Source organism: Methanomicrobiales archaeon, from assembly GCA_030019205.1.
Classification (GTDB): domain Archaea; phylum Halobacteriota; class Methanomicrobia; order Methanomicrobiales; family JACTUA01; genus JASEFH01.
In genome coordinates this window covers 1-23,428 of sequence record JASEFH010000006.1, presented here as the reverse complement: position 1 = coordinate 23,428, position 23,428 = coordinate 1, and the positions used below count along the sequence as shown (strand labels likewise).

Here is a 23,428-nt window from a genome sequence, read left to right as displayed (position 1 = left end):
ATTGGGGTTTTGCTTGACGGGCCATATCAGGATAGTGAACGATCCGGTGGAGATGATCCCTCTGCTTGTCTGTTTCAACAACACGAAGTACAAGGAGATTTTCGAGCGCCTGAACCGGAACTGGCTGACCGAGGAGGAGCTGACCGCGCAGTGGGATGCGGCGACCGTCTCGGACTGTCTTGCAATCCTCAAGAAGGGAAACCTGATCGAAGAGCAGTGGAGGATGCCATCGCCCGGCCAGAAGCCGGCCCGGGAGTACAGGACCATCTACAGCCGGTTCCGGGCGAACTTCCAGTGCAACATGCACGATCTCGCCGACCTGCTCCACATCGCCATCTCCACGGACGAATGCCTGCGTACGGTCGTCGAGCAGGTCGAGCAGGAGATACGGAACGGAAACACGTCAATCAACGACCTCTCCCGGAAATTCGGCGTGAGTCCGATCTTCGTGAAGGGTCTGGCCAAGCGCATCCCTCACTTCGACGTGAAAGGGCAGGGAATGGTGCTCCTTGAGCGAACCCGTTAACGATCCTCTGTACGTGATTCTGCGCAGCAAAAGCGAAGCGACCCGTTTCCAGATACTGGTGGAGATCGCCGAGAACCAGCCGGCCGTCCGCCAGCAGGAGATCGCCCAGAAGCTCGGGGTGACCCCGCAGGCCGTGTCCGAGTACATCCGCGAGCTGGTGGAGGAGGGGATGGTCAGCGCGCACGGGCGGGGGCGCTACGAGGTCACCCGGAAGGGGATCGAGTGGGTTCTCGGCAACGCCGAGGTGCTCGAGACCTATGCCCGCCACATCCGGCGGGACATCATCCACCAGATCGCCGTCTGGACGGCGATCGCCGCCGAACCGCTGCGGGAGGGGGATACGGTGGGCGTCTACATGCAGGACGGGCTGCTCTACGCCGGCACGCAGCCCCGCGCTGCCATGGGGATCGCCACCATGGACGCCGAAAAAGGCCAGGATCTGGGGATCGCGCAGCTATCGGGGATCATCGACCACCGCGAGGGGGCGGTCCAGGTCTGCAAGGTGCCCCGGGTGGAGCGCGGAGGTTCGAGGAAGGTCGACAGGAGGATGCTCCGCACGGTGCTCGATCGCGTCGCCATGGTCGGCGCGGTCGGTCTGGAGGCGCAGGTCGCCATCCGCGCTCTCGGGCGGGAGCCGGATATGTTCTTCGGGGCGCGGGAAGGCATCATCGAGGCGGCGTTTCACGGGATCGAGTGCGCCATCGTCATCGTGGACGAGGAGTTCACGGATTTCCTGAAGCGTCTTGAGGCGACCGGCCTCGGCTACACCATCTACGATCTGACCGCAGCATGAGAATCGTCGTCCAGCCCCACAGGGGTAAATACAGGCTCCTTCTTTTGAACGGGAGGCGGCTGGAGGCGGTGGGGCAGGTGGAGATCGCCGGAACCCAGAAGGGGCTCCGCCCGAAGAACTACCAGCTGAAGAAGCCCGGAAAACGGCAGTTCAGGCAGACGCCCACGAAAGACCTGATCAACACCCTCCGGCAGGGTGTGGTGCAGCTCACCGCCCCGGATCCCGCATTCGAACGCTTCTTGAAAGACCTGCAGATACCCTGCAGTTTCGTCACCGCCTGCCGCATGTGCCTCTTTGAGGAGCGGTTCACCCCGCTCGACGAGGATACCCGGTACATCTACTGCCGCGAGCCGATCTGCCTGGACTGCGCCCGGCGGGAGATCCGCCGCGAGGTCGGCTACCTGGGGCGGTTCGGCACCAAGTCCCTCGCCTATATCGAGCAGCTCCTGAAGACCTACCGCGATCTCGACCGCGTCCTGGCCGCCATCCAGCCGGAGGAGCTGGATCTCTCCCACACACTCTTCGATCGCCTGGAAGCCCACGTCGTGCGGGAGACGGCCCGGATCCAGGATCTGGCCCTCCCCCCCGCGTTTGCCCGGGCATCCGGCGTGGAGTCGCTGATGCCGGTCCAGCAGCTCGCCGTCGACGCGGGTCTGCTGCGGGGGCGCCACCTCCTGGTGGTCTCGGCGACGGCGAGCGGGAAGACGTTCATCGGCGAGATGGCCGGGCTGAAGAACTACATGGAGGGGAGGGGGCGCATGCTCTTCCTGGTGCCCCTGGTGGCGCTCGCCAACCAGAAGTACCAGCGGTTCCGCGAGCGCTACGGGAAGATCGCGAACGTCGCCCTGCACACGGGCGTGAGCCGGCTCAACCTCCCCGAGACCCGCTCGGTGGGGGAGCGGGACATCGGCGCCCCCATCGTCGTCGCCACCTACGAGGGCATCGACCACCTGCTGCGGTGCGGGCGGGAGATCCGGCATATCGGCACGGTGGTGATCGACGAGGTGCAGATGCTCGAGGACCCGGAGCGGGGCCATCGTCTGGACGGGCTGATCGCACGGCTGAAGTACCTCGCCCCCCAGGCGCAGTTCCTCTACCTCTCCGCGACCATCGGAGCCCCGCACCTCCTCGCCCGCAAGCTCCGCTGCGACCTGGTAACCTATGCCGACCGTCCGGTGCCGCTGGAGCGACACCTCCTCTTCGTGGAGAGGGCCCAGAAGGTCAAGTACATCCGCCAGATGGTGGAGGCGGAGTACGCACAGGTCTCCTCCAAGGGATACCGCGGCCAGACGATCGTCTTCACCAACGCCCGCGCCCGCTGCCATACCCTGGCGGATGCGCTCGGGAAGCGGGCGGCCGCTTACCACGCGGGCCTCACCTCGAAGGAGCGCAAAGAGGTGGAGGAGAAGTTCGAGAACGGCAAGCTCGCCGCCGTGGTGACGACCGCCGCCCTCGCCGCCGGCGTGGACTTCCCCGCCTCGCAGGTGATCTTCGACTCGCTCGCGATGGGGATCGAGTGGCTCTCGGTGCAGGAGTTCCACCAGATGAGCGGGCGGTCGGGGCGTCCGCTCTTCCATGACCTGGGCAAGGTGGTCATCCTGGCCGAACCCGGCGGCTCCTACTCCCGCACCACCCCGTACACCGAGGAGGAGGTGGCGATCAAACTGCTGAAGGGCGAGATGGAGGAGGTGGCCCCGACGTACGATCTCGAACAGAGTACCGAAGAGTTTGTGGCGAACGCGGTCGTCTGCCGGGGGCGGGAGCAGGATCTCGCCGGGATGGGCGAGACGATGGTGGGAAGCCTGGAACCGGTGCTCGGCACGCTCCTGGACTACCGGCTCGTGCGGAGGTCCAGCGGGCGGATCGAACTCTCGGAGATGGCCCGGGTGATGGCGAGGCACTTCCTCGGTGCGGAGAGGCTGCTGGAGCTGCAGCAGCTGGTGCGGGAGCACGACGACCCGATCCGGATCGTGGCGGAGCTGGATGCAGGGGAGCGCCGCGAACGGCGGTAGGCATCCGCGGTATTTTTAAAGTTTTATTATTGTATATATCTTTTTTGAATGTTTCTTTCCTGAATCAGGATTGTCCTGCGTTGTTATTCTAAAAAAATGGGTTTATGCCGATGGATTTCGATAAATCCAGTAAAAATTCAGAAAATATTTAAATTAACAGCACAGACAAGACTTCGATACAAAATGATACCGATTTGCATCCTCTATGCCGATGCCGTCGCCGACACCCGCCTGAAGGACATCCTCGACCGGCTGACCCGATCCAGCATCGACAGGCAGAAGGTCATCGAGCACGAGATCGACCGCGACAGGTTCATCCGCAACTTCATCCGCCACTTCGAGTCCACCTGCCCCGATCCCGCGTTCGTCGTGAACCGCCTCCGGCTCGCAGGAGCGATCGCCGAAGAGAGCTGATCCGGTATCGGCGCAATACCTTTTTTCCCGTTCTGCGGAAGTCACCCTTTCCTTGCCAGGATGACCCAGCGATCGTAGATGGGGTCCCGATCGTTCTCGGAGACCTCCACCGCGCGGGATTGGCGGCGGCACCACTCCTCGACGATCCCGGCCTCCTCCTCGGTGCCGACGGTCATCAGGGTCTCGTCGGTGAGCCCGAGCAGCTCCTCCACGATCTGCTCCCAGGTCTCCCGGCTGTAGGCATCGATCGCTCCGAGCATGAATGCGGCGCCCCGCGGGAGCGGGTCCAGGTACCGGCTCGCCCGGGTCCCGTCCAGACACATCGTCTCCCCGGGGAGGAGACGCCCCGTGGCGAGCCCCAGCGAAAGGAGAGAGGGATCGTTGTCGTAGGAGAGCGGCTGCATGGCGAGCGACCGCAGGACCGCCGATCCCACCCCGGATCCGCAGCAGCAGTCCAGGCAGGGCAGCCCGGCGCCACCCGCGAAGACGTCCGCTACCAGATCGCGGATCAGATCGGAGCGGTACGGGGGGAGGTCCTCGAGAGCCGGCGTCACCTCCTGCCGGATCTGGAGCGCGAAGTACTCCCGCACGGCCCGGAGCCAGGTATCGCGGCTCTCCTGGTAGAGGTCCCCGTCCAGATCCTCGAACTTCTCCAGCAGCTCCCGCGTCGGGTCGCGGAAGAGGAACGAGGTCGCCCACCAGCCTTCGCCGTCGGAGAATGCAACGGCGAGCGGGAGGTCGTTCTCCGAGAGGAGCAGCCTCGCTTCGGTCGCCGGGATCGCGACGGCTTCCGCGGTGAAGATGGGCTCGGTCAGGTCGGCGAACGACGGCTCGAGGAAGACGAGCGTATCCAGGTCGAGGATCTCTGCCGCTCTCATGGGGTTCTCTGTATCTTCAGACCGTTCGGAGCCTTGATAATACCGTCGATCCGCGCATCTTCGTGCAGGGTGAGACTGCCGGCGGACGCGCTCCCCAGGATGTGCGCGTCTTTCTCGATCTGGATACTGCCCTCCGCCGATACGTCCCCGTGCACGGTCGTCCCGGCGCCGACGGCGACGCTTTTGATCGCCCGCAGACTCCCGAAGATCGTGGTGTCCCGCTCGATCTGGATCGACTCGCCGCGGATGTTGCCGTGCAGGCGGCAGTTCGAGCCGATCGCCATGCCCTGCGGGACGGAGAAGATCTGCATGTTCAGGACGGATCCGGGGGGGATGCGGAGCGGGGGCTCCTTCTCGGCTTCCTCGTCCCCGAAGAGCTCCTGGAGGACGGCGTCCACCTTGTCGTCGCGGTCCAGGTTCAGCACGGTGATCAGGTAGAGCAGGAGGTACATGATCACCGGGATCGGGTTCCGGATCACGATCCAGCCTTTGGCCTCGAACCCCTTCTCGATGCTGACGTTGTCTCCGATGTCGAGGTCCCCGCGGACGACGAGTTTTCCGTGGATCTTCACCCCTTCACCGATGTAGGCGTCCTCCTCCACGATCACGTCCCCGAACACCTCGCACCAGTTGTCGATCCGCACGTCGCCGCCGGCGAGGATGGTGCCGTTGATCGTGCAGAACTCGCAGATGACGATGTCGTCCCCCTGGAGCCCGTAGTCGATCCTGCAGCGATCCCCGATCACCAGGTCGCGGTCGGTCTTGAGCGTGTGCTCCTGCAGTTCGGTCCGATCCGGAAGATAGCAGTGCGAAATCCAGGTGGAGACGTCGAGATCCATCGTGCGTGCAACCGTGGCTGTTGTGAGACCGTGGGCGGGGGGGACGGCCAGTACCTAGTACTTTGTGCGAATGAATAAATAGGCTCCTATATTGTTCCTACGGGCGTGTACGCCCGCCCGAACCGCGGGAATCGCGCTTTGCACCCGGGCGTCCCCGGGCGTTCCGGTCCTGCCCGCCCCGCCAGCCGCGCCCGCCTGCCGAACGGGCTTTCAGCGGCGGTACTCCGCCCGACCGTCGGAGTGGGCCTGAACGGTGCGGCTGACGCTGCCGCCCATCCGCTCTTCCCGGATCCGCCTCCGCGCTGCGATCGTGGCCCGTTTGGAGGCGAGTTCCTCCTCCCGATAGGCCCGTCTTCGTTCCTCTTCCGGCGGGAGCACCGGCGGGTCGATGAGCTCGAACTCGGGGAGGTCGTCCAGGGCGGAGACGTCGATGACGGGGATGCCGTCGTACGCCACGGCGCCGCCGTCTCCCTCCGCCACCTGCTGCAGGGCGGCGGCATCCCCCTCCCTGTACTCCTGCACTCCCCCCGGTTCGCCCTTTCCCAGCAAGGACAGGAGCCTGCGGACGATCTGCATCATCCTGTTAGGTGTGCGCGGCGGAGATATTAAAGTGCGTGCGCGTCAGGCTCCGTACTTCCTCGCCCTGTCGATCAGGTCAAGGGCGATCGGGAGGACCGCTCCGCCCGTGATGCGGTGCAGCCCTCCCTGGGCGCAGGCGATCTCGTCGAACTGCCGAACGGCATCCACCCGCACACCCTCGCCGCGGATGGCGATCGGGACCGGATCGGCGCTGTGGTTCCCGATCGAGCAGGGGGTGCTGTGGTCGGCGCAGACGACGAGCAGGCAGTCCTGCCGGTCGAGCAGGGGTTCGAGGGCGGCGTCCATCCTCGCGATGAAGTCCCGCTTCCCCTCTGCATCGCCGTCGTGCCCCGCCTCGTCCGCCCCCTTGATGTTCAGCAGCACGAACTCCTTCCTCTCCAGTTCGCGGAGGCACGCCGATACTTTTGCGGCGAGGTTGGTGTTCGCCGAGCCCGTGGCGCCCGGAACCGGGATATGCTCCAGCCCCACCACCTTCCCGATACCGGTGATGAGCGTGGCGGCGGAGATGACGCTTCCCGTCAGGTGGTAGCGTTCGGCGAAGGGTTCGAAGTGCCCCATCTCCCCCCCGCCCCGGATCAGCACGATGTCCGCCCGGGGAAGGCCGCCCCTCTCCCGCTCGCGGTTGAGGGGGTGCTCTTTCAGGATCCGGCTGGACTGGCGAATGAACTCTTCGGCGACCTGCGCCGTTCTGGCATCCTGCAGCCGTTCGGTCAGGGGGCGGATCTCCGCCGGGGGCAGACCCTCCTTCTTGGGATCGTTCGATGAGATGCAGGGGCCCAGATCCTCGCCTCTGAACGCCAGCGCCGCCCTGTGGCCGGCGCCGGACCGGAACTGGATCTCGACGCCGTAGTCGGAGAGGTCCACCCCCTCCTGGATGGCGCGGGAGAGCGGTGCGGTGTCGTGGATCCGCCCGGCACGGCGGTCCGTGACGATCCCACCTTTCAGGGTCGCGTAGTTGGCCCGGAATCCGATCATCCCCCTCTCCATGCGGATACCGGTCCCTTCGGCCTCGAGGGGGCCCCGCCCGGTGTAGTACTTCTCGGGAGGATAGCCCAGGAGGGCGAGGTGCGATGTGTCGGATCCCGGGCGGATTCCCGGCGCGATGGTGTCCATGATTCCGCAGATCCCCTCGGCGGCAATACGGTCGAGGACCGGGGTGTCTGCCGCCTGGAGGGGGGTCCGGCCCCCGAGGGCGGCGCATGGGCGGTCCGACACCCCGTCCAGCACCAGCAGCACAATCCTGCGAGCGGTCATCGATGATAATGTGGTGCCGTCTCCCTATTACTCTTCTCGGTGTGCAGCGCCCTCTCCCTGCGCTCCCTCCCGCACCGTTCGCGGCAGGCACCCCGCCCCTGCTCCGTCCGTACCGGAGACGAAAAGAGGTTGTTTCGCAGGGACGGCGGTGGGAAGAGACGCTCAAATCCGTTGAGCGGTCCCGTTCTGCGCCATCAGGCCGCTACCGCAACCTTCGGTTCCTGCACTTCGGACTTCACGATCTCGACGCGGCGGACGGGGTAGATCCCCTTGACCAGCTTGTTCAGGTCTTTGGCCAGGTCGCCGGAGACGATCTCCTTTACGAACACGTTCAGCTCCCGCTCCGCCGCATGTGCCGCAAGGTGCTGCGACATCGTCTGGCGGATGGAGTGGACCTGGCTCGAGTTCGCCCGGGAGAGCGTGAAGCAGGTGGCGGTGAGCTGCACCGTCTTGCCGTCTTTCGTCGTGACCGGCATGATCAGGTCGATCCGACTCGCCCGCCGCTTCACCATGGACCGCAGGTAGTCCCGTGCGATCTCGTGGCCGACGAAGTCGGTGTACGCGGCGTCGCCGGCGACGTTGGTGACCTTGATCTTCAGCTTCACGTGCTGCTTCGCGTAATCCTGGATGATCTCCCCGAGCGTCGTGTTCATGACCCGCCCCATCACGGTGGACGGGTCGCTCGAGATCGTGTCGCCGATATAGGTCCGCCCGAAGATCTCCGGGACATAGACTTTGTACCAGCTCTTGGCCTTCCAGCCCTCTACCTTTCTTCCAATCTGCTTCTTCTTTGCCATGGTTTCACCTCACAGGAATTTGAATACGGTCTTCTCTTCTCCCACGAGCGCTGCGACAGCCTCCGGCCATCTCGAGACGTCGAATCCTTTCTGCGACAGGAACGCTGCCGTCCAGCGTTCCAGGCCGATGCCGGAGCATCCCGACCAGCACTCCTCCCCGCTCTGGATCTTGACGTTGAACCCCTCGGGGTACTTGTTCCCATTCACGCTCACGTTCTGGAACTCGAGCCAGGTGTCGTTGTACGGCAGGTGCGCCTCGTAGTCCGTGGTTCCGATCGCGCCGCAGCAGGCGGAGCCGCCTTCGAGCAGCCCCTCCTGGGCCATGAACCAGGGCGTCACCCGCGCCGACCGCCACTCCAGCTCCAGCAGGTCCTCGAAGACGTGCCGGTAGGCGTCGTGCAGCTCCTCCGCCACGCCGATCGTCTGCTCGATGGTGCCCAGCCAGACGATCTCGATTCTGTGGAATTCGTCCACCCGCTCGATGCCGTGGATCCCCCCGCTCTCGTAGCGGTGGGAGGTGCCGCTGCGGTCGAAGATGCGGACCGGCAGCGTCTCGGTCGCCAGCGTCTCCCCCTGGACGAAGGGCCAGAAGGAGGGGCACTGGGCGTAGCAGAGCGCTCCGATCGGCCCCTCGACCCGTTCACGGATCTTCTCCACCCAGACCTCGCCCGTGACCTTGAAGTAGTCCGCCACGTCCTCCCAGTAGGCCGGGTCCCGGGTCTTCGGGGCGGAGACGTAGTAGATCTCCGGGTACACGCCCTTGGCGTGGCCGGACCGCTTCAGCACCTCCCAGGTGTCGAGCTTCGGGAAGATCATCTCCGAGAACCCGAGAGGCTGCAGGATCTCGGTCTCCACGATCTTCTCGAACGCCCGGAAGAGCTGGACCGCACGCGGCCCGAAGATCCACTGGCCCCGGGACGCACCGTGCTTGATCCAGCCCCGATCCAGCATCTCCTCCGTGGGGTTGCCGCGGTAGATCCTCTCTCTTGGGCCGCTCTCGAAGATCAGCTCCCAGTGCTCGCCCTTCCCGCCGTACGTGCTCGCCTGGATCTTCTCCTCGATCAGCCGCACGATGCGGTCCGGCACCCTGTTCTCCAGATCCGCGGCATCCACCTGCAGGTGCAGGCAGAGCCCCGCATCGGTCCTCTCGCTCCCCGCGATGAAGGGAATGCGCGGAACCGCCACCGACTCCGGCACCCCGCCCAGCAGGACGGTGAACTCCTCGACAGCGATGCCGCGGATCCCCAGACGGTGCTTCCCCAGGGCGGGCCCGAGCTGCTTGCGGAACCGGAAGAGGGCGTCGTGGGCGCGGGTGTAGGGGCCGCTCTCGATCCGCAGGGAGAGACTCTTCCCGTCCGCCTGCCAGGCGGTGATCGCGCCCACCTCTTCCGGCGAGGCCTCCCGCGGGACGCCGCGGCGGAACACGGTCGCGTTCGCCGCGTCCACCGTCTTTTTGATCGTCTCCACCGCTTCCTCCGGGATCTCCCGGCTGAGCTGCACCTTCGCATTCAGGGCAAAACGCACGAACATACGTCCTCCGCAATATCCAGGTTCATCAGGTAGTCGTCCACCGAGGCGATCACGGAGCGCAGGGATTCGCTCCGCACCACCGTCACCACGGTGTCCCCGCGGGCCTCCGTCCGCATGGCGGAGAGGTTGTCCGGCGCCAGGGCGCGCGCCACGCAGTCCGCCGCCCGGTGCCTCGTCGTGATGGCGCCGCGGATGCGCATCATGCGGAGAACGCCTCCCCGAGCCTCTGCAGGCACGCCTCTCTCTGCCGCGCCGGGACGGTCGCGCCGGCCCGCCTGCGGTGACCGCCGCCGGTGCCGCCGAGCTCCCGTGCGAGTTCCCGCACCCGCTCCTCGAGATCCAGGGAGACGCCGGGCGGGGTGCGCGCCGAGAGACGGATCTCCTCCGCCGTCTCTGCCAGCACGACCACGACCGATTCCTGATCGAGATCCCGGGCGAGCACGTCCGCCACACCGCTCGCCGCCAGGGGGTCGTCCACGGCGTAGACGGCACCGGGAACCTCCAGCTTCCGGGCCGACTTCACCCCTCCGATCACGCGGGAGCGGTAGTGGAGGGTCTCCTCCCAGGCCTCTTTTATCCCCAGATTCGATCGGAGGCAGAGGGATGCCGCCAGCCCGCTCTTGCCGCACTTTCCGCAGGCGTCCACCAGGGCGCAGAGGGCGTGCGCATCGGGCACGACCTCTCTCCCGAGTTCGTAGACGGTGCCGTAGACCGACTGCATCGCACGGAGGGATGCCCCGGGGCTGATCGCCAGGAGCAGCAGGGACAGCAGGCAATCGACCCCTCCGTCCCCGCTGCAGCGGGCGATCAGGGCGGCGGCGCGATCGGCATCCCCGCTGATCCCGTCCAGGTACGGGCTGGTCGCATAGGCGAGCTGCTCCACGGGATCCCGCCCCGGCAGCGTCAGCCCCCGGGAGGGGGCGATGGAGCCGGTCGCGATCCCCTCGTTCACGAGCTCGCGGTTCATGCCCGCCAGTTCCTGCCCGTCCCCCAAGATGCCCAGCAGCACCAGTCCGATCAGATCCCGGTTGTCTCCCATGCGGTCCGCCACGAGGTATGCCGCCCCGGCGCTCGAGAGCTCCCGATCGCCGTCGATGCCCTCCAGTCGCGGGTTGAGGTGCAGTCTCCCCTCGAAGTGGGGCACGTGGTGATCCACGACCATGACCCCGTCCGGCAGATCGCCCCGTGCCGATCCGAGATCGCAGAGCAGCGCCGGAACGCCCTGCGGTATATCCGGCGGCGCGATCTCCGCCCGGATCCGCAGGCGGAACCGCCTGCCCGCCCGCAGCATCGCCTCGCAGAGTATGGACGCGGCGGCGATGCCGTCTGCGTCGTGGTGCGCAAACACCTCGACGTACTCCTCGGCGAGAAGGCGCTCTGCAATGCTGCCCGCGGCATCCTCAAGGGACATGGATCATCTGGATATCAGGATCTCGGCCGTCTCTGGCTTGTAGGTCCAATCGGCGGGCAGGACACCGCACCGCACGTAGTACCTGACCAGCCGGCGCACCTTGGACTCCGTGAGCTGGAGCTGCCGCTTGTTGTGCAGATCTTTGCCGTGCTCTTCCAGGTGCTTCCGCATCCCGAGCGCCTTGATGATGAGGTTTCGCAGGTCCTCCGGCACCCTAGACTCCACCTGGTGCTCCTTCAGGATCTGGCCTATCTTCTTTCCCATCACCAGTTTGACGTCCGGCACCCCGTACTTGTCTCGCAGTATCAGGCCGATCTGGGCGCTCGATGCGCCCTCCTTCCGCAGGTCCAGGATGATCCTCTCGATCTCCTTCTGGTCCCGGTTGGACCACTCCGGAGCCTCCAGACGGTAGGGACGGACCGAACCCGATTCTCCCCTGCGCCGAGCATGTATTCTCGCCATTGTTGTTCCTCCTTGACAAACGTAAGTCGCGAAAAGAGCCTTCCAGCTCCCCGTAATCCCAAGCCCGGATTCCGGGCCGCGCCTCACGGCACGTCGGACTTACATCGGCCAGCACGGTTCCGTGCTGAATAGTATAGTATTGGGGGCATTATAAGGGTATCCCCCCCGGGAAACGCCCGGATCCGGCATAATATATATATGTGAGCCGCTCCATGAAGCCACTACAGCGGGGATTTTCGTCCTGCGACGAGGTGCCTGAGGCATGGAACACGAGATCATGCGTGCGGATGTCCACGAGAAGATCCAGGAGCTCCGCTCCGGGAGATCGGCAGACGAACAGCGCCAGCTCGCGGTGAGCCTGCTCCAGACCATCCTGGTTCAGTTCAGCCGGGAGTGGGAGGCGCTGAAAGGAAAGAGGGAAGACGAGGACTGGCTGCTCCAGGCGGACCGCCTCATCGACTACTACTCGCACCTGCTGAGCGATGTGGCGAACGAGCTCTACGATCTGCTGCCGGAGGAGATCCGCAGCCACACCTGGGGCATCTCCGCCGACATGCTCAAGACGGCCAACATGCTCCACCTGATGGGCGTGAATGCCGAGTCACGGGAACGCGCCGACGAGCTCGCGGAGCGGGCGATACAGCTGTCGGGCATGTTCGAGACGCGGCGGCGGGAGGAGCAGGCCCCGGCCGAGACGGGATGATCCTCGTGCTTCCGCGGCATCCGGCACCGGTGCCGTATCCCGTTTTATCAAAGTCCCCATGATCTCTCCGGGGGCGAATGCCCTCCACGGGGCTCCCGGCGGGGCATTCGATGGGGGAGATCCGCCAGGCTGTCCGGGGGGTAGCGGGCACGGGCATCTTCCCCGTGCCGCGTGCCGCCGCGGATGCGGGATGGAAGGGGGGAGACTCTCCCCCGCTTCCGGAGAATGCCGGCGGATCGTCCCGATCGCAGCCTGCTGCTTCTGCCTCTCGCTGTCTCCCATGAACGAGCCTGTCGTACGGGAAGGCGGAGGGACGCTCCCCCGCCGGTGCGACAGGCCTCGAACGGAACCACGGGATCGGTTCGGCATTCTGGTTCGGATCGGGCCGGCATCTTCCCGCGATCGCGGGGATGCGTACGGGGAAGGAGCCGCAGAGACCCTCCCAACAGCGTACGGCAGGGGCGGGGGAGACACGCTCTATGCGGAGAGATCGGACCGTTCCGATCGATCGCAGGAGAAGGTGCGGCTCTGAACGGGCCCGGACTGTCCTGCTCTCCAGCATGCGGTTATCCTCCCGCCGTTCCCCGATCACCGGGCCCACCGCGATTGCGGGGGGGGGGCAGGGGGAGAAGGGCTCTCACCCCCTCCCCGCCCCGGCGGCAGAGCACCGAACCGTCCGCCGCAGATCCCGGCGGGGAGAAGGATGGGATCCGGGCAGCACCGCCCAGCGGCACCGCAACCCCGTACGCCCCTCGACCTCCGTCCAACTTATTAAGAGCCGAAAAGTCCCACACTCATGCGAGAATGCGAGAGCCGCCTCTCAAGAAGATCCTCTACTGGTGCGAGCGCTGCGACCTGCCGCTCATCGGGAGGACCTGCGCCTGCGGCGGGGCCGTGAAGGAGATCCCGCTCGTGCAGCCCTACGACGTACGCCCGGCGCTCGCGGCGGACATGGCCCTGCTGCGGGAGCTGCTCGAGGAGCGGTTCGGGTGCAGCCCGCTCCCCGCGATCGTGCTCCTGAACAAGGGCGGCGGCATCGATCGCAACGACCTGGTGATCGTCCACGGGGAGAGGTTCGGCTGGCTCTCCTTCGACCCGATCACGCGCCGCTTCGAGTTCGCAGTCGCGCCCGGCGCCCTCCCCTACCTGGTCGGATGCGCGACGCGTGGCATCGTCGACCTCGACCGGGCGATGGCGGGCTCTGCGGGGAAGGCGCGGATCGGGGGGAAGCGGATCCCCGTGCAGACGGACGAGGGGGAGGGGACGGTGGTGGTGCGCTACCGCGGGCGGTTCGGGACCGGTGTGTTAAAAGACGGGCATATCCGCGTGAAAGAGGTCCGCCCCGTCCAGCCGAAGACGGGCCCGAGCCCCTCCTGGCAGGATGCCGTGCGGGCGAACGCCTACCACCTGAAGAACCTGGAGCGGAGCGCGATCCGCACCATCCGCCAGCACATGCACGACCGCCCCTGCGCGAACGTCTCCTTCTCGGGCGGCAAGGACAGCACCGCGGTGCTGCTCCTGGCCCGCAAGGCTGGTGTCGAGCAGGCGTTCTTCATCGACACGGGGATCGAGTTCCCCGAGACGGTCGAGTACGTGAAACGGCAGGGGGTCCCGATCATCGAGAAGGGCGGGGACTTCTGGACCGCCGTCGAGAAGGCGGGGCCTCCGGGGAAGGACCACCGCTGGTGCTGCAAGCTCCTCAAGCTGCACCCCCTGAAGCGCTACCTGGCGACCGCGGGCCCCTGCGTGACGATCCAGGGCAACCGATGGTACGAGTCCTGGAACCGGGCGGCGCTCGAGGTCGTCAGCCAGAACCCGAACAACCCCCTGCAGGTGAACATCTCCCCCATCCGCAACTGGCGGGCGCTCGAGGTCTACCTCTACCTCTGGTGGGTGGGCGCCGAGATCAACCCCCTCTACGAGCGGGGGCTCGAACGGATCGGCTGCTACGTCTGCCCCGCGATGCTGGAGAGCGAGTACGAGGAGCTGAAACGCCTGCATCCGGAGGTGGCGGCGCGCTGGGAAGAGTTCCTGGGGCGCTGGACGGCGGAGCGGGGGCTCCCGGAGGAGTACCGCACCTGGGGGCTGTGGCGCTGGAAGGAGCTCCCGCCCAAGATGCAGAAGGTCTGCCGGGCCCGCGGGATCGACCTGGCGGAGCGGCCGCGGGAGAAGGCAGCGGCGGTCGCGGAACCGCCGCCGACGGCACCGAAGGGGAATCTGGATGCGATCCGATCCGACTTCCCCCTCCTGGCGGACCTGGTCTACCTGGACAGCGCGGCGACGAGCCTCTCCCCGGAGCCCGTGCTGGCGGCGCTGATCGAGTACGAGCACCGCTACCGCGCCAACGTGGGGCGGGGCGTCCACCGCCTCGCCCGGATCGCGACCCAGCGCTACTGGCACGCCCACGAGAAGGTGGCCCGCTTCATCCGGGGCGAGAAGGGGACGACGGTGTTTGTCAAGAACACCACCGAGGCGATCCAGACGGTGGCCCGGGGCCTCCCCTGGCAGCGCGGGGACCGCGTGGTGGCGACCATCCTGGAGCACCACTCCAACCTCCTCCCCTGGATGGACCTCCGGCGGCAGGGCGTCGACCTGGAGGTCGTCGGGATCACCCCCGACTACGCCCTGGATCTCGCCGCCCTCGATGCCGCGATCACCGAGGGCACCCGGCTGGTCGCGGTCTCCCACGCCTCGAACGTGCTCGGGACCCTCACTCCCGTCGCGGAGATCGCCCGCATCTGCCGCGAGCGGGGAGCCCTCCTGCTGGTGGACGGTGCCCAGACCGTGCCTCACCGCCCGATCGACGTGCAGGAGATCGGCTGCGACTTCTTCTGCTTCTCCGGCCACAAGATGTGCGGCCCGACCGGGACCGGGGTGCTCTGGATGCGGGAGGCGGTCCTGGCGCCCCTGATGGTCGGCGGGGGGAGCGTGGAGTCGGTCACCCTGGAGAGCTACACACTGGCGGAGGGCTACCAGCGCTACGAAGGGGGAACGCCGAACATCGGGGGCGGGATCGCGCTGGGCGCCGCCGTCGACTACCTGCAGGGGATCGGGATGGAGCGGATCCGCGTCCACGACGACCGCCTGACGGAGCGGCTGATCGCCGGTCTCTCCCGCCTGCCCCGCGTGCGGGTGTACGTCCCGACAGACCCCCGCCTCCGCACCCCGCTGGTCTCCTTCACGGTCGAGGGGCTCGAGCCGCACGAGGTGGCCCACATCCTGGACGAGGAGGCGGACATCATGGTCCGCTCCGGCCACCACTGCAACATGCCGCTGATGCAGCATCTCGGGCTCGCCAGCGGGACGGTGCGGGCGAGCCTCGCCCTCTACAACACCGAGGCGGACGTGGACCTGCTGCTGGCGACCCTGGATGCGGTCGTGCGGGGGCTCTGACATGGCCCGGTACTCCTGCCTCCAGGCGGACGGCGGCGCATGGCGGCGGGGTTCCCATGCGCTCGTCGAGGAGGCGACCCTCTCCCTCATCCTGAACGGGCGGACCATCCTGGCGGCCGCGGTGAGCCCGCACGACCCCGAGGCGTTCGTCGTCGGGTTCCTCTTCACCGAGGAGATCGTGCGGGGGCTGGACGAGATCGAGTCGATCAAGCGGGACGGGAACGTGGTCAGCGTGCTCACGAAGAACCCGTTCCGGGGCGGTGGAGGGAAGAAGATCGTCCTCTCGGGCTGCGGGGGCACCACGTCCCACCTGGACACGAAACGGCTGCCGAAACTCACCTCCCCGCTCACGGTGCCGCTCCCGCGGATCGTGGAGGCGATGGATCAGCTCCTGGCCTCGCGTGCGGAACCGGTGCCCGGCGGCATCCACACAGCCGCCCTGGCGGGGAGGGAGGGGCCGCTGCTGGCGGCATCCGACATCGGGCTCCACAACGCCCTCGACCGGGCGATCGGCCTGGCCCTGCAGGCGAAACGGGATCTCTCCCGCACGTTCGCCCTCTCCTCCGACCGCATCTCCTCGGAGATGGTGCGGAAGTGCCTGGTGGCGAACATTCCCCTCATCGCGTCCCGCGGGACCCCGACGAGCCTCGCCGTCGACCTGGCGGAGCGGACGGGGCTCTGCGCCGTCGGGTTCGTGGAGGGCGGGCGGCTGAACGTCTACACCCACGCGGAACGAGTGGAAGGCGCTCCGTCGGCCATCTGACCGATGGCTTTTTTTCTCCGCAGGCGGTATACCCGCGGGAGGTTCGGAGCATGCAGAATCCGAGGGCCCTGGCCCGGGGGGCGATCGCTCTCGAGCCGCTGGCGGAGGGGTTCGTGAGCCCGGTAGCCCTGGCAGATCCGGGGGACGGGCGGCTATTTATCGTTGACCAGACCGGCAAAGTCTTCGTGATCGATCCCGACCGCCCGCAGAACCGGGAACTGTTCCTGGATATAACGGATCGCGTGGTCCGCCTCAACCCGCGCTACGACGAACGGGGTCTGCTGGGGCTCGCCTTCCACCCGCGGTTCGACCGGAACGGCCGCTTCTTCGTCTTCTACACCGCGCCCCTCCGGGCGGGGGCGCCGCCCGGCTGGAACTGCACCAGCCGCCTGGCGGAGTACCGGATCTCGGACGATCCCGACCGGGCGGACCCCGCGTCCGAACGGATCCTGATGGCGATCGACAAGCCCCAGGCGAACCACAACGGCGGGCACATCTGCTTCGGTCCGGACGGCTATCTCTACATCCCCCTGGGGGACGGCGGCGGCGCCAACGACCGCGGCGCGGGCCACAACCCGGAGATCGGGAACGGGCAGGACACCCGAACGCCGCTCGGCAAGATCCTCCGCATCGATGTCGACCGCGAGGAGGGCGGGAGAGCCTACGGCATTCCGCCCGACAATCCGTTCGTGCAGGGAGGGGGGCTGCCCGAGATCTTCGCCTACGGGCTGCGGAACCCCTACCACATCGCCTTCGACGCCGGCGGGGACCACGCGCTCTTCGCCGGCGACGTCGGCCAGAACCGCTGGGAGGAGGTGGATATCATCGTGCGGGGCGGCAACTACGGCTGGAACCTCCGGGAGGGGATGCACTGCTTCAACCCGCGCGACGGCGCCCGCTGCTACCTGGGAGATGCCGGGGAGGGCCTCATCGACCCGATCCTGGAGTACCCCAACCTCTCCAACGGCATAGGCGGGATCGGGAGCGCCGTCATCGGCGGATACGTCTACCGCGGATCCGCGATCCCGTTCCTGCGGGGGCTGTACGTCTTCGGGGACTACACGGCGTCCCGTGCGGGCGGGGCCGGCAGGATCTTCGTCGGCATTCCGCCGGCGCGGGAGGGGGGCCGATGGACGATGGATGCGCTGGAGGTCGGCGGGAGGGCTGCTCTGGGCGAGTACGTCCTTGCCTTCGGGCAGGATGCCGACCGAGAGCTATACCTGCTCTCCTCGGAGGGCGGGAGTCCGAGCGGAGGCGGCGGGCGGGTCTACCGGCTCGTCCCCCCGGAGGGCAGGGCTCCTCCCTCCTAAGGAGACCCGCGTTCACCTCTCCTGCCCTGCAGCGGCGGAGCCCTTCGTCATCCTCTTGAACTCCGCTGCCAGGAGCATTGCGGTGACGGCCGATACCACCAGGAGGACACTCATGTTCTGGTTGGCCGTCCCGACGACCGCTACCAGGAGAATGGCGGTCAAGGGCGCTCCCAGTGCCAGGGCGACGGCGGCCACCTCGATGCACAGCACGAAGATGGCGATCGGCACCCCGGGGAAGACAAGGCTCAGAGCGAGCCCGAGCATGGTGGAAGAGAACAGGATGGGAAACAGGGGGCCGCCGAGGTATCCGCTCTTGAACGCCAGCGCGAGGAGCAGGATCTTGAGAACCGCCATCAGCACCAGCATGGCAGCCCCGATCCGGGCCGGATCGGCGATGATATCGTGGATCTGCCCCTCTCCCGAGAACAGCAGGTTCGGGATGAAGTAGCCGACGGCTGCCGTGATCCCGCCTGCCACCAGGATGCGCAGGACGACCCTGTCCCGGAATGCACGCTCCATGAGCCGCTCCGCCCCCAGCATGGAGATCCCCGTGAAGATCGCCAGCAGCCCCCCGAGAATCCCGAGAGCGATCGCATACAGGATGTACTCGGGCCGCAGTTCGGCGATTGGCGGGAACGGGATGCTCTGCGCGAAGGAGGGAAGCCCCAGGCGTATATAGAACAGGAACCCGACGGCGCCCGCGAGCAGGTTCCAGGTGAGGAACCGCAGGGCGTTCCTGCCCCCCACCTGGAACTCGGTGGCAAACACCCCGGTGAACAGCACGTTGCCGACGATCCCGTTGAACGCCGAGGCCAGGGCGGCTACGTCGAACTCGAGCGCGGCTTCTGCCGAGTCGACTCCAACTTTCAGTTTCTCCCGCAGATAGCACGAGATATCCCCGACGAGGACGGCGATCGCCCCCTCCGGCCCGACACTCGCCCCGGAGAGGAGGGAGAACAGGGCCGAGAGCAGTGCGCCCGGGAACGTCCTGTAATCGATCTTTTCCCCTTTCCCCTTCATCGATTCCACGAATCCGCCATGGATGACGCTGGGGGCCTGCAGGTATCTCTGGCTGAGGCCAACGAGCAGCGAGAAGACCAGGACTCCCGCCGGGATCATCCAGCGGTCGGCACCCGTGAAGTCGCTGTCGCCCCAGACGAGGGTGTTCAGGATCGAGTACAGGATCAGGAAAGCAGCCGTGAAGGCGATGGCGATGAGTGCGGCGAATACGACCTGCCACAGCATCGTGAGCGTTCCGCTGCGCGGAGCCTCGCCCGGCTGGGATGCCATCGGCAGGTCCTCGCTACTGGATTCTGTCATGCCTGCCTTCCTTCCCGTAAACCTCCTGCCATTAATACCTGTCGCAGATGCGTCCGTGCGGCGCTGCTGAAAATGCCTCGAAAAGCATCCTGAATCGCTTATTACGACTCCCGCCGTGCAGCGAAAGCCTGCAAAAACGGTCCCTGTCCGTCCGTTTGCCGCTCTGGGTGTTCGCCAAGCGGGGGAAGATGGAGCGCACCCGGTCTACACCCTTATGCCCTCCATGCATGCAGGGAGGGGCTCCATGCCCAAAACCTGATAACGGCATAACGCCATTCCCCGACACGAATGCAGCGGGGCCTCCAGATAGTACAGGCATGGCTCGACCGGATGCGCGAGCATCGGTTCCTGATTCTCCTCATCTCCCTGCTGCTGCTGCTCGGTGCATGGCCCCTGGCGACGATCGTCCCAGCCTACGATGCGGCGATGGCTCTCTGCTTCTCCTTCGTGATCCTCTCCGGTCTCTTTGCCATGAAGTGCGAGCGAATGCTCCTCCTCCTGGCTGTCCTGCTCGGGGTTTCGGCGATCATCACGCGCTGGAACGTGACCCTCGCCCCGGATCTGCTCGCTCCTGCCGCCGGAGCACTCTTCCCGATCCTCTTCCTGGCATTTTTCATCGTATTCCTGCTGAGGGCCGTTGTCCTCACGGACCGGATCACGCGGGATACCATCGCGGGCGCCCTGAGCATCTACCTGCTCTTCGGGATCGTCTGGGCCCTGACGTACCAGCTCCTCGACCAGCTGCACCCGGGCTCGTTCTATTTCAACCCCGATATACCGCATGAGGGCGTCCTCACCCGGATGGACTACCTCTACTTCAGCTTCGTCACGCTCGCCACCCTGGGATATGGGGACATCGCCCCCATTACTCCCGTAACACAATCGTTTGCATACTCCGAGGCGGTAACGGGCGTGATCTATATCGCGGTGCTCATCGCGCGGCTTGTGGGCGCCCTTCGGATAAAGGATGAGGGGAAGGGGTGAGAGGGGGCAGGTTACCGGTCCTGCGCCCGCAATGACCTGAATCCTGGAACGTCCGTGCCCCGGAAACCAGCCCCCGGTGCGGGATGCCGCCAGCAGAGCGCGATCGGCAGACTCCCCGATTCACTCCATCGATCAGCGGTATGCCCCTGTCGCGGCATGCACGCCAATCCGCTCCTCCTGCCGCGGGCGGACGGGGAAGCCTTATCAGCACGACAGGCAAACAGGGGCGCCTGTATGAGGAAGAGTCTGCGTATCCCGCTTGCCCTCTCGACAGTCCTCCTGGTCGCGATCTGCGGATGCCTCCGGGGCGGCGCCCCCCAGTCGGGGCGGATTCGGTCCGCACCCGCATCCAGATAGGGGCGGGCGAACTGACCGTGCGGAGCGGTGCCGCCGCACTCCTGAACGCCACGTTCACCTTCGGCGATCCCGCCTGGCGGCCGCTCGTGGACTACCGGCGCAACGACAGCGCGGGGGAGCTGACGATCCGGCAACCGAGAGCGGTTCCGAATCTCAACGGCGGACGCGAGAACGCCTGGATCCTGGAGCTGAATCCCGACGTTCCGATGGCGCTGGACGCGGAGCTGGGGGGCGGCACCGCGGAGCTCTACCTGGGAGACCTGAACCTGACGGACCTTCGCGCCCGGATGGGGGCGGGGACCGCGCTCGTAGACCTGACGGGCGACCGAAAGCGGGACCTCAATGCCAGCCTCCGCGGGGGCGTGGGCACCCTGACGGTGCGGATTCCCCGCGACACGGGCACGCGGGTGACTGCTGAAGGCATCCTCGGCACCGTCAGCGCGCCCGGGCTGAACGTGAACGGCAGCACCTACACCAACGATGCCTATGGCCAGACCCCGGCGACGCTGAATATCACGGTCCAGTCGGGCGTCGGCACGATCACCCTGGAGGTGGGTGCGTGAGTGCAGTCGTTCTGGAATGTGAGAGCGGGATCGGCATCGCGAACGGCCGAACCCGTGGTCTCCCGAAGCATAACCGTCCCGTGGGATTGCTCCCGGGTGCGGGTATTCCATGCCGGGGCTATCGCAGGCGAGGATCGGCTACGGAGGAGGGATCTCCCCCTTCGATACTCCCCTCCCCAAAAGTAGCGATAGGGCTTCATCGGGCGACCAGAGGAGAAGTGTTCGGAATGTCCTCGGCGGGGAGGCTCTCCAGCATCTTCCTCAGGGTGCGACGGGTCAGGATACCGGGAGGAGGGGGGAGGTCAACAGTCTCACCTTTCCTCTTTCCCTCTCCTGAATCTTTTCGTCGGATGGCCTTTGAAAGCTCCTCTACGTTCGCTTCCGCCCCACGGCGTCCATGGTGGGCCCGGGCCGTCCCTCCACGGTCACCTCGGAGCGGATGCGGACGGTCTCGGGGGACTCCCAGGTCGCCGTGACCTTCTCTTCGGTCTCCCCGCCCTCCTGCGCCCCTTTCCAGTGCAGCTCCGGGGTGAGGTCGTGCACGCTCCCGTCGGATCCCACCCCGAACATGTGCATCGCCCTGCCATACCGATCGTAGCTCCAGAGGTCCGTCTCTTCGTAGGGCGCATCCCCGATGGTGTAGCGCAGATCGCTCTGGACGCCGCAGCCGCGCGGGAGACCTCCTGCACGCTGGCCGTGCCCCGCCCCGTCACGGCGCTGCCGTCCGGCAGCTGCAGGGTCATGTCGATCTCCCGCTCCCCCACGAACCGATCCTTCAACCTGCCAGGTTCCTCCGGCTGTTCCATTCCGTCCTCCTCCGGCAGGCCTCTGCCTGGCAGCGGATCTCAAATACGTTTCTGTTCGCGGGATGCGCTCCCGCACGGATGCCTCGCGGGACTGTCCGGCCTTTTTCCGGTTTACGCTAGAACCAGAACCACATCGTCCACCCGATCCGGCGCGATGCGGGAGCTGCGGGGTTGGCAGGCCGCTCCTGCGGATACGGAACGCCGAAAAAGAGGCTGCCACGGCAGCGGGCTCTTCCTGCAATCCGCTGCCGGCGATGCGGTCACGGCCGACTTCGGATGAGGTAGGCGTCCAGGGCAACGAGAACCGCCAGGGTGACGAGCATCATCCCCAGCAGACCGGGGTTGGGCGCCTGAAAGTTTGCGATATTGACGTTTTGTATCACCCCGATGAGGGCCAAGAAGTTGTGAAAGACGATCGTGGAATAGACCTCCCGCACCAGAAAGAAATAGACAGCGGTGATGGCACCGATGACGGTGAGCAGCAGGATCAGGGAGACCGTGTTGAAGGGCGGGCTGTGGGCGATGTGGTAGGCCCCGAAGAGGATGGCTGCGAGCACGATCCCCACGATCATCGACGGCGTCCTGCCCAGGGATCGGGTCAGATAGGCCCCCGTGATCCCCACCAGCACGTAGACGACGAGAATCTCCGCCGTTGACGTATTGAAGACCTGCGCAAAGACGTTGAGGACGACGATCGGGTCCATCGTCCGGGGGGCCGATATGACGAAGACGATCAGACCGAGGATGAATGCAGCCAGAATAGAAACAAGAGTCCTGTTGGGCGGCTGGAACCCGAAGTACTTCCGTGGGATCTCACTCCCGATCCTGAACGTGCTGGTGACGAAGAGGACAAGAACGGTCCCGATCAGGAGGTTGGCGACGACAGCGTAGATCAGGCGGCCGATCGGGTCTCCGCTGATCAGGAGGTCCACTCGCCCTTCCAGAAGGTAGGTGGCCAGGGTCCACAGGAGGTACACCCCCAGCGCGATGCCGAGCATCCGCATCGGCGAAATGGCGCTCTGCCCGCGTTCATTCGGTGGCATGCCGTACCATGCGGCAACAAGGGTCGTTAAATGTTATTATCGGACTCGCCTCTCTCACTCCCGTTTCCCCGGACGGCGATATTTTCCCAGGTATAAAGGCAAAGGCGAGCATCCTCTCAGCATTTCCCAACGAAAGCCCCCTGCGGCGATGGGGCGATGCCTGGGAAGCGGGTGCATTCGACGGACCTTCCCGGCGGGTGCAGGTGCTCTGGCGGGACAGTGGTCCGGATCGCCACCCCCGTTCGTTCCAGCCTCCCGGACAGCCCGCTTCTCAAGGGGAACGTCCCTCTCGATCCTTCGCAGTGCACTTCCATGCAGTCGTCCAGGGTTTCAGGTTCTGCGGCTCGGGATATCCGGCGAGATAGCATCTCTGGGAACGCATCCCATGCAGCCCTGTCAACGGCGGAACTATCCCCGAACTTTTTCGGGAGGGCCAAAACTATAAATAGTCTCACCCGGCATTCAGCCGTCTGCCTGGGGACGATTGCGTCTTTCGGCAGAGGAGTTGAACCAAGATGGTAGATGTAACGGAGACTGGAGCGGCAGCCGGAACACGGCGGCGGTTCATGGCCCCGCGCGTATTCCCCGCGTCCGAGGTGCTGAAGAGCGAAGTGCGGAATGCGGCGGGCGAGGATCTGGGCGAGGTGCACGAGATCATGCTGGACGTTGC

Annotated in this window: 23 protein-coding genes; 11 read left to right on the top strand and 12 right to left on the bottom strand. The window is 66.1% G+C overall.

What is annotated here, in order from left to right:
* The first annotated feature begins 13 nt into the window (after positions 1-13).
* The 4 genes from QMC96_04965 to QMC96_04950 all read left to right on the top strand — a co-directional run bounded on the left by QMC96_04965 (position 14) and on the right by QMC96_04950 (position 3,745).
* Positions 14-526, top strand: coding sequence for an ArsR family transcriptional regulator (locus tag QMC96_04965; protein MDI6876107.1), 513 nt, complete (start codon positions 14-16; stop codon positions 524-526).
* Complete coding sequence (locus QMC96_04960; protein ID MDI6876106.1) at positions 510-1,319, top strand: winged helix-turn-helix transcriptional regulator; 810 nt, start codon at positions 510-512, stop codon at positions 1,317-1,319. The genes QMC96_04965 and QMC96_04960 overlap by 17 nt, the downstream gene beginning before the upstream one ends.
* Positions 1,316-3,331, top strand: coding sequence for a DEAD/DEAH box helicase (locus QMC96_04955; protein ID MDI6876105.1), 2,016 nt, complete (start codon positions 1,316-1,318; stop codon positions 3,329-3,331). The genes QMC96_04960 and QMC96_04955 overlap by 4 nt, the downstream gene beginning before the upstream one ends.
* 183 nt (positions 3,332-3,514) lie before the next feature.
* Positions 3,515-3,745: a hypothetical protein gene (locus QMC96_04950; GenBank protein MDI6876104.1), complete on the top strand. Its 231-nt coding sequence runs from the start codon at positions 3,515-3,517 to the stop codon at positions 3,743-3,745.
* Positions 3,746-3,786: 41 nt separating this feature from the next.
* Here the strand turns inward: QMC96_04950 and QMC96_04945 are convergent, their stop codons facing one another.
* The 9 genes from QMC96_04945 to QMC96_04905 form a co-directional block, all read right to left on the bottom strand.
* The gene (locus QMC96_04945; protein ID MDI6876103.1) at positions 3,787-4,623 is read right to left on the bottom strand and encodes a hypothetical protein; all 837 of its coding nucleotides are present in this window, start codon (positions 4,621-4,623) and stop codon (positions 3,787-3,789) included.
* A complete protein-coding gene (locus tag QMC96_04940) occupies positions 4,620-5,462 on the bottom strand; it encodes a polymer-forming cytoskeletal protein (GenBank protein ID MDI6876102.1) in 843 nt (280 codons plus the stop codon). The genes QMC96_04945 and QMC96_04940 overlap by 4 nt, the downstream gene beginning before the upstream one ends.
* Before the next feature lie 210 nt (positions 5,463-5,672).
* Positions 5,673-6,041 (bottom strand): hypothetical protein, encoded by a 369-nt coding sequence (locus tag QMC96_04935; protein ID MDI6876101.1) that lies wholly within the window; start codon positions 6,039-6,041, stop codon positions 5,673-5,675.
* A gap of 42 nt (positions 6,042-6,083) precedes the next feature.
* The gene (locus tag QMC96_04930; protein MDI6876100.1) at positions 6,084-7,316 is read right to left on the bottom strand and encodes a 2,3-bisphosphoglycerate-independent phosphoglycerate mutase; all 1,233 of its coding nucleotides are present in this window, start codon (positions 7,314-7,316) and stop codon (positions 6,084-6,086) included.
* A 194-nt stretch (positions 7,317-7,510) separates the two neighbouring features.
* Positions 7,511-8,113 carry a 30S ribosomal protein S3ae gene (locus tag QMC96_04925; protein ID MDI6876099.1) on the bottom strand — a complete coding sequence of 201 codons (603 nt, stop codon included), beginning with the start codon at positions 8,111-8,113 and terminating at the stop codon, positions 7,511-7,513.
* A gap of 9 nt (positions 8,114-8,122) precedes the next feature.
* Positions 8,123-9,643 (bottom strand): serine--tRNA ligase, encoded by a 1,521-nt coding sequence (locus QMC96_04920; protein MDI6876098.1) that lies wholly within the window; start codon positions 9,641-9,643, stop codon positions 8,123-8,125.
* Positions 9,622-9,846 (bottom strand): KEOPS complex subunit Pcc1, encoded by a 225-nt coding sequence (locus QMC96_04915; GenBank protein ID MDI6876097.1) that lies wholly within the window; start codon positions 9,844-9,846, stop codon positions 9,622-9,624. Before QMC96_04915 ends, QMC96_04920 begins: the two co-directional genes overlap by 22 nt.
* Positions 9,843-11,054 (bottom strand): DHHA1 domain-containing protein, encoded by a 1,212-nt coding sequence (locus QMC96_04910; protein ID MDI6876096.1) that lies wholly within the window; start codon positions 11,052-11,054, stop codon positions 9,843-9,845. The genes QMC96_04915 and QMC96_04910 overlap by 4 nt, the downstream gene beginning before the upstream one ends.
* A gap of 3 nt (positions 11,055-11,057) precedes the next feature.
* Positions 11,058-11,516 (bottom strand): 30S ribosomal protein S15, encoded by a 459-nt coding sequence (locus QMC96_04905; protein MDI6876095.1) that lies wholly within the window; start codon positions 11,514-11,516, stop codon positions 11,058-11,060.
* Between the two features lie 262 nt (positions 11,517-11,778).
* Between QMC96_04905 and QMC96_04900 the strand changes: the two genes are divergently transcribed.
* From QMC96_04900 to QMC96_04880, 5 genes are all read left to right on the top strand, one after another.
* A complete protein-coding gene (locus QMC96_04900) occupies positions 11,779-12,219 on the top strand; it encodes a hypothetical protein (GenBank protein ID MDI6876094.1) in 441 nt (146 codons plus the stop codon).
* Between the two features lie 190 nt (positions 12,220-12,409).
* Complete coding sequence (locus tag QMC96_04895) at positions 12,410-12,751, top strand: hypothetical protein (protein MDI6876093.1); 342 nt, start codon at positions 12,410-12,412, stop codon at positions 12,749-12,751.
* Positions 12,752-13,023: 272 nt separating this feature from the next.
* Complete coding sequence (locus QMC96_04890) at positions 13,024-15,612, top strand: aminotransferase class V-fold PLP-dependent enzyme (GenBank protein ID MDI6876092.1); 2,589 nt, start codon at positions 13,024-13,026, stop codon at positions 15,610-15,612.
* A 1-nt stretch (position 15,613) separates the two neighbouring features.
* Positions 15,614-16,375: a formate dehydrogenase accessory sulfurtransferase FdhD gene (fdhD, locus tag QMC96_04885; GenBank protein MDI6876091.1), complete on the top strand. Its 762-nt coding sequence runs from the start codon at positions 15,614-15,616 to the stop codon at positions 16,373-16,375.
* A gap of 50 nt (positions 16,376-16,425) precedes the next feature.
* Entirely contained in the window at positions 16,426-17,685 is a 1,260-nt protein-coding gene (locus QMC96_04880) for a PQQ-dependent sugar dehydrogenase (GenBank protein ID MDI6876090.1), read from the top strand.
* 12 nt (positions 17,686-17,697) lie between these two features.
* On the opposite strand, the gene QMC96_04875 is transcribed toward QMC96_04880, so the two are convergent.
* Complete coding sequence (locus tag QMC96_04875; protein ID MDI6876089.1) at positions 17,698-19,005, bottom strand: chloride channel protein; 1,308 nt, start codon at positions 19,003-19,005, stop codon at positions 17,698-17,700.
* Between the two features lie 288 nt (positions 19,006-19,293).
* Between QMC96_04875 and QMC96_04870 the strand changes: the two genes are divergently transcribed.
* Together QMC96_04870 and QMC96_04865 are read left to right on the top strand one after the other, a co-directional pair.
* Complete coding sequence (locus QMC96_04870) at positions 19,294-19,989, top strand: ion channel (protein MDI6876088.1); 696 nt, start codon at positions 19,294-19,296, stop codon at positions 19,987-19,989.
* 296 nt (positions 19,990-20,285) lie between these two features.
* Positions 20,286-20,909: a toast rack family protein gene (locus QMC96_04865; GenBank protein MDI6876087.1), complete on the top strand. Its 624-nt coding sequence runs from the start codon at positions 20,286-20,288 to the stop codon at positions 20,907-20,909.
* A 369-nt stretch (positions 20,910-21,278) separates the two neighbouring features.
* On the opposite strand, the gene QMC96_04860 is transcribed toward QMC96_04865, so the two are convergent.
* Positions 21,279-21,758 (bottom strand): hypothetical protein, encoded by a 480-nt coding sequence (locus tag QMC96_04860; GenBank protein ID MDI6876086.1) that lies wholly within the window; start codon positions 21,756-21,758, stop codon positions 21,279-21,281.
* A gap of 217 nt (positions 21,759-21,975) precedes the next feature.
* Positions 21,976-22,758, bottom strand: coding sequence for a hypothetical protein (locus tag QMC96_04855; protein ID MDI6876085.1), 783 nt, complete (start codon positions 22,756-22,758; stop codon positions 21,976-21,978).
* Between the last annotated feature and the right edge of the window lie 670 nt (positions 22,759-23,428).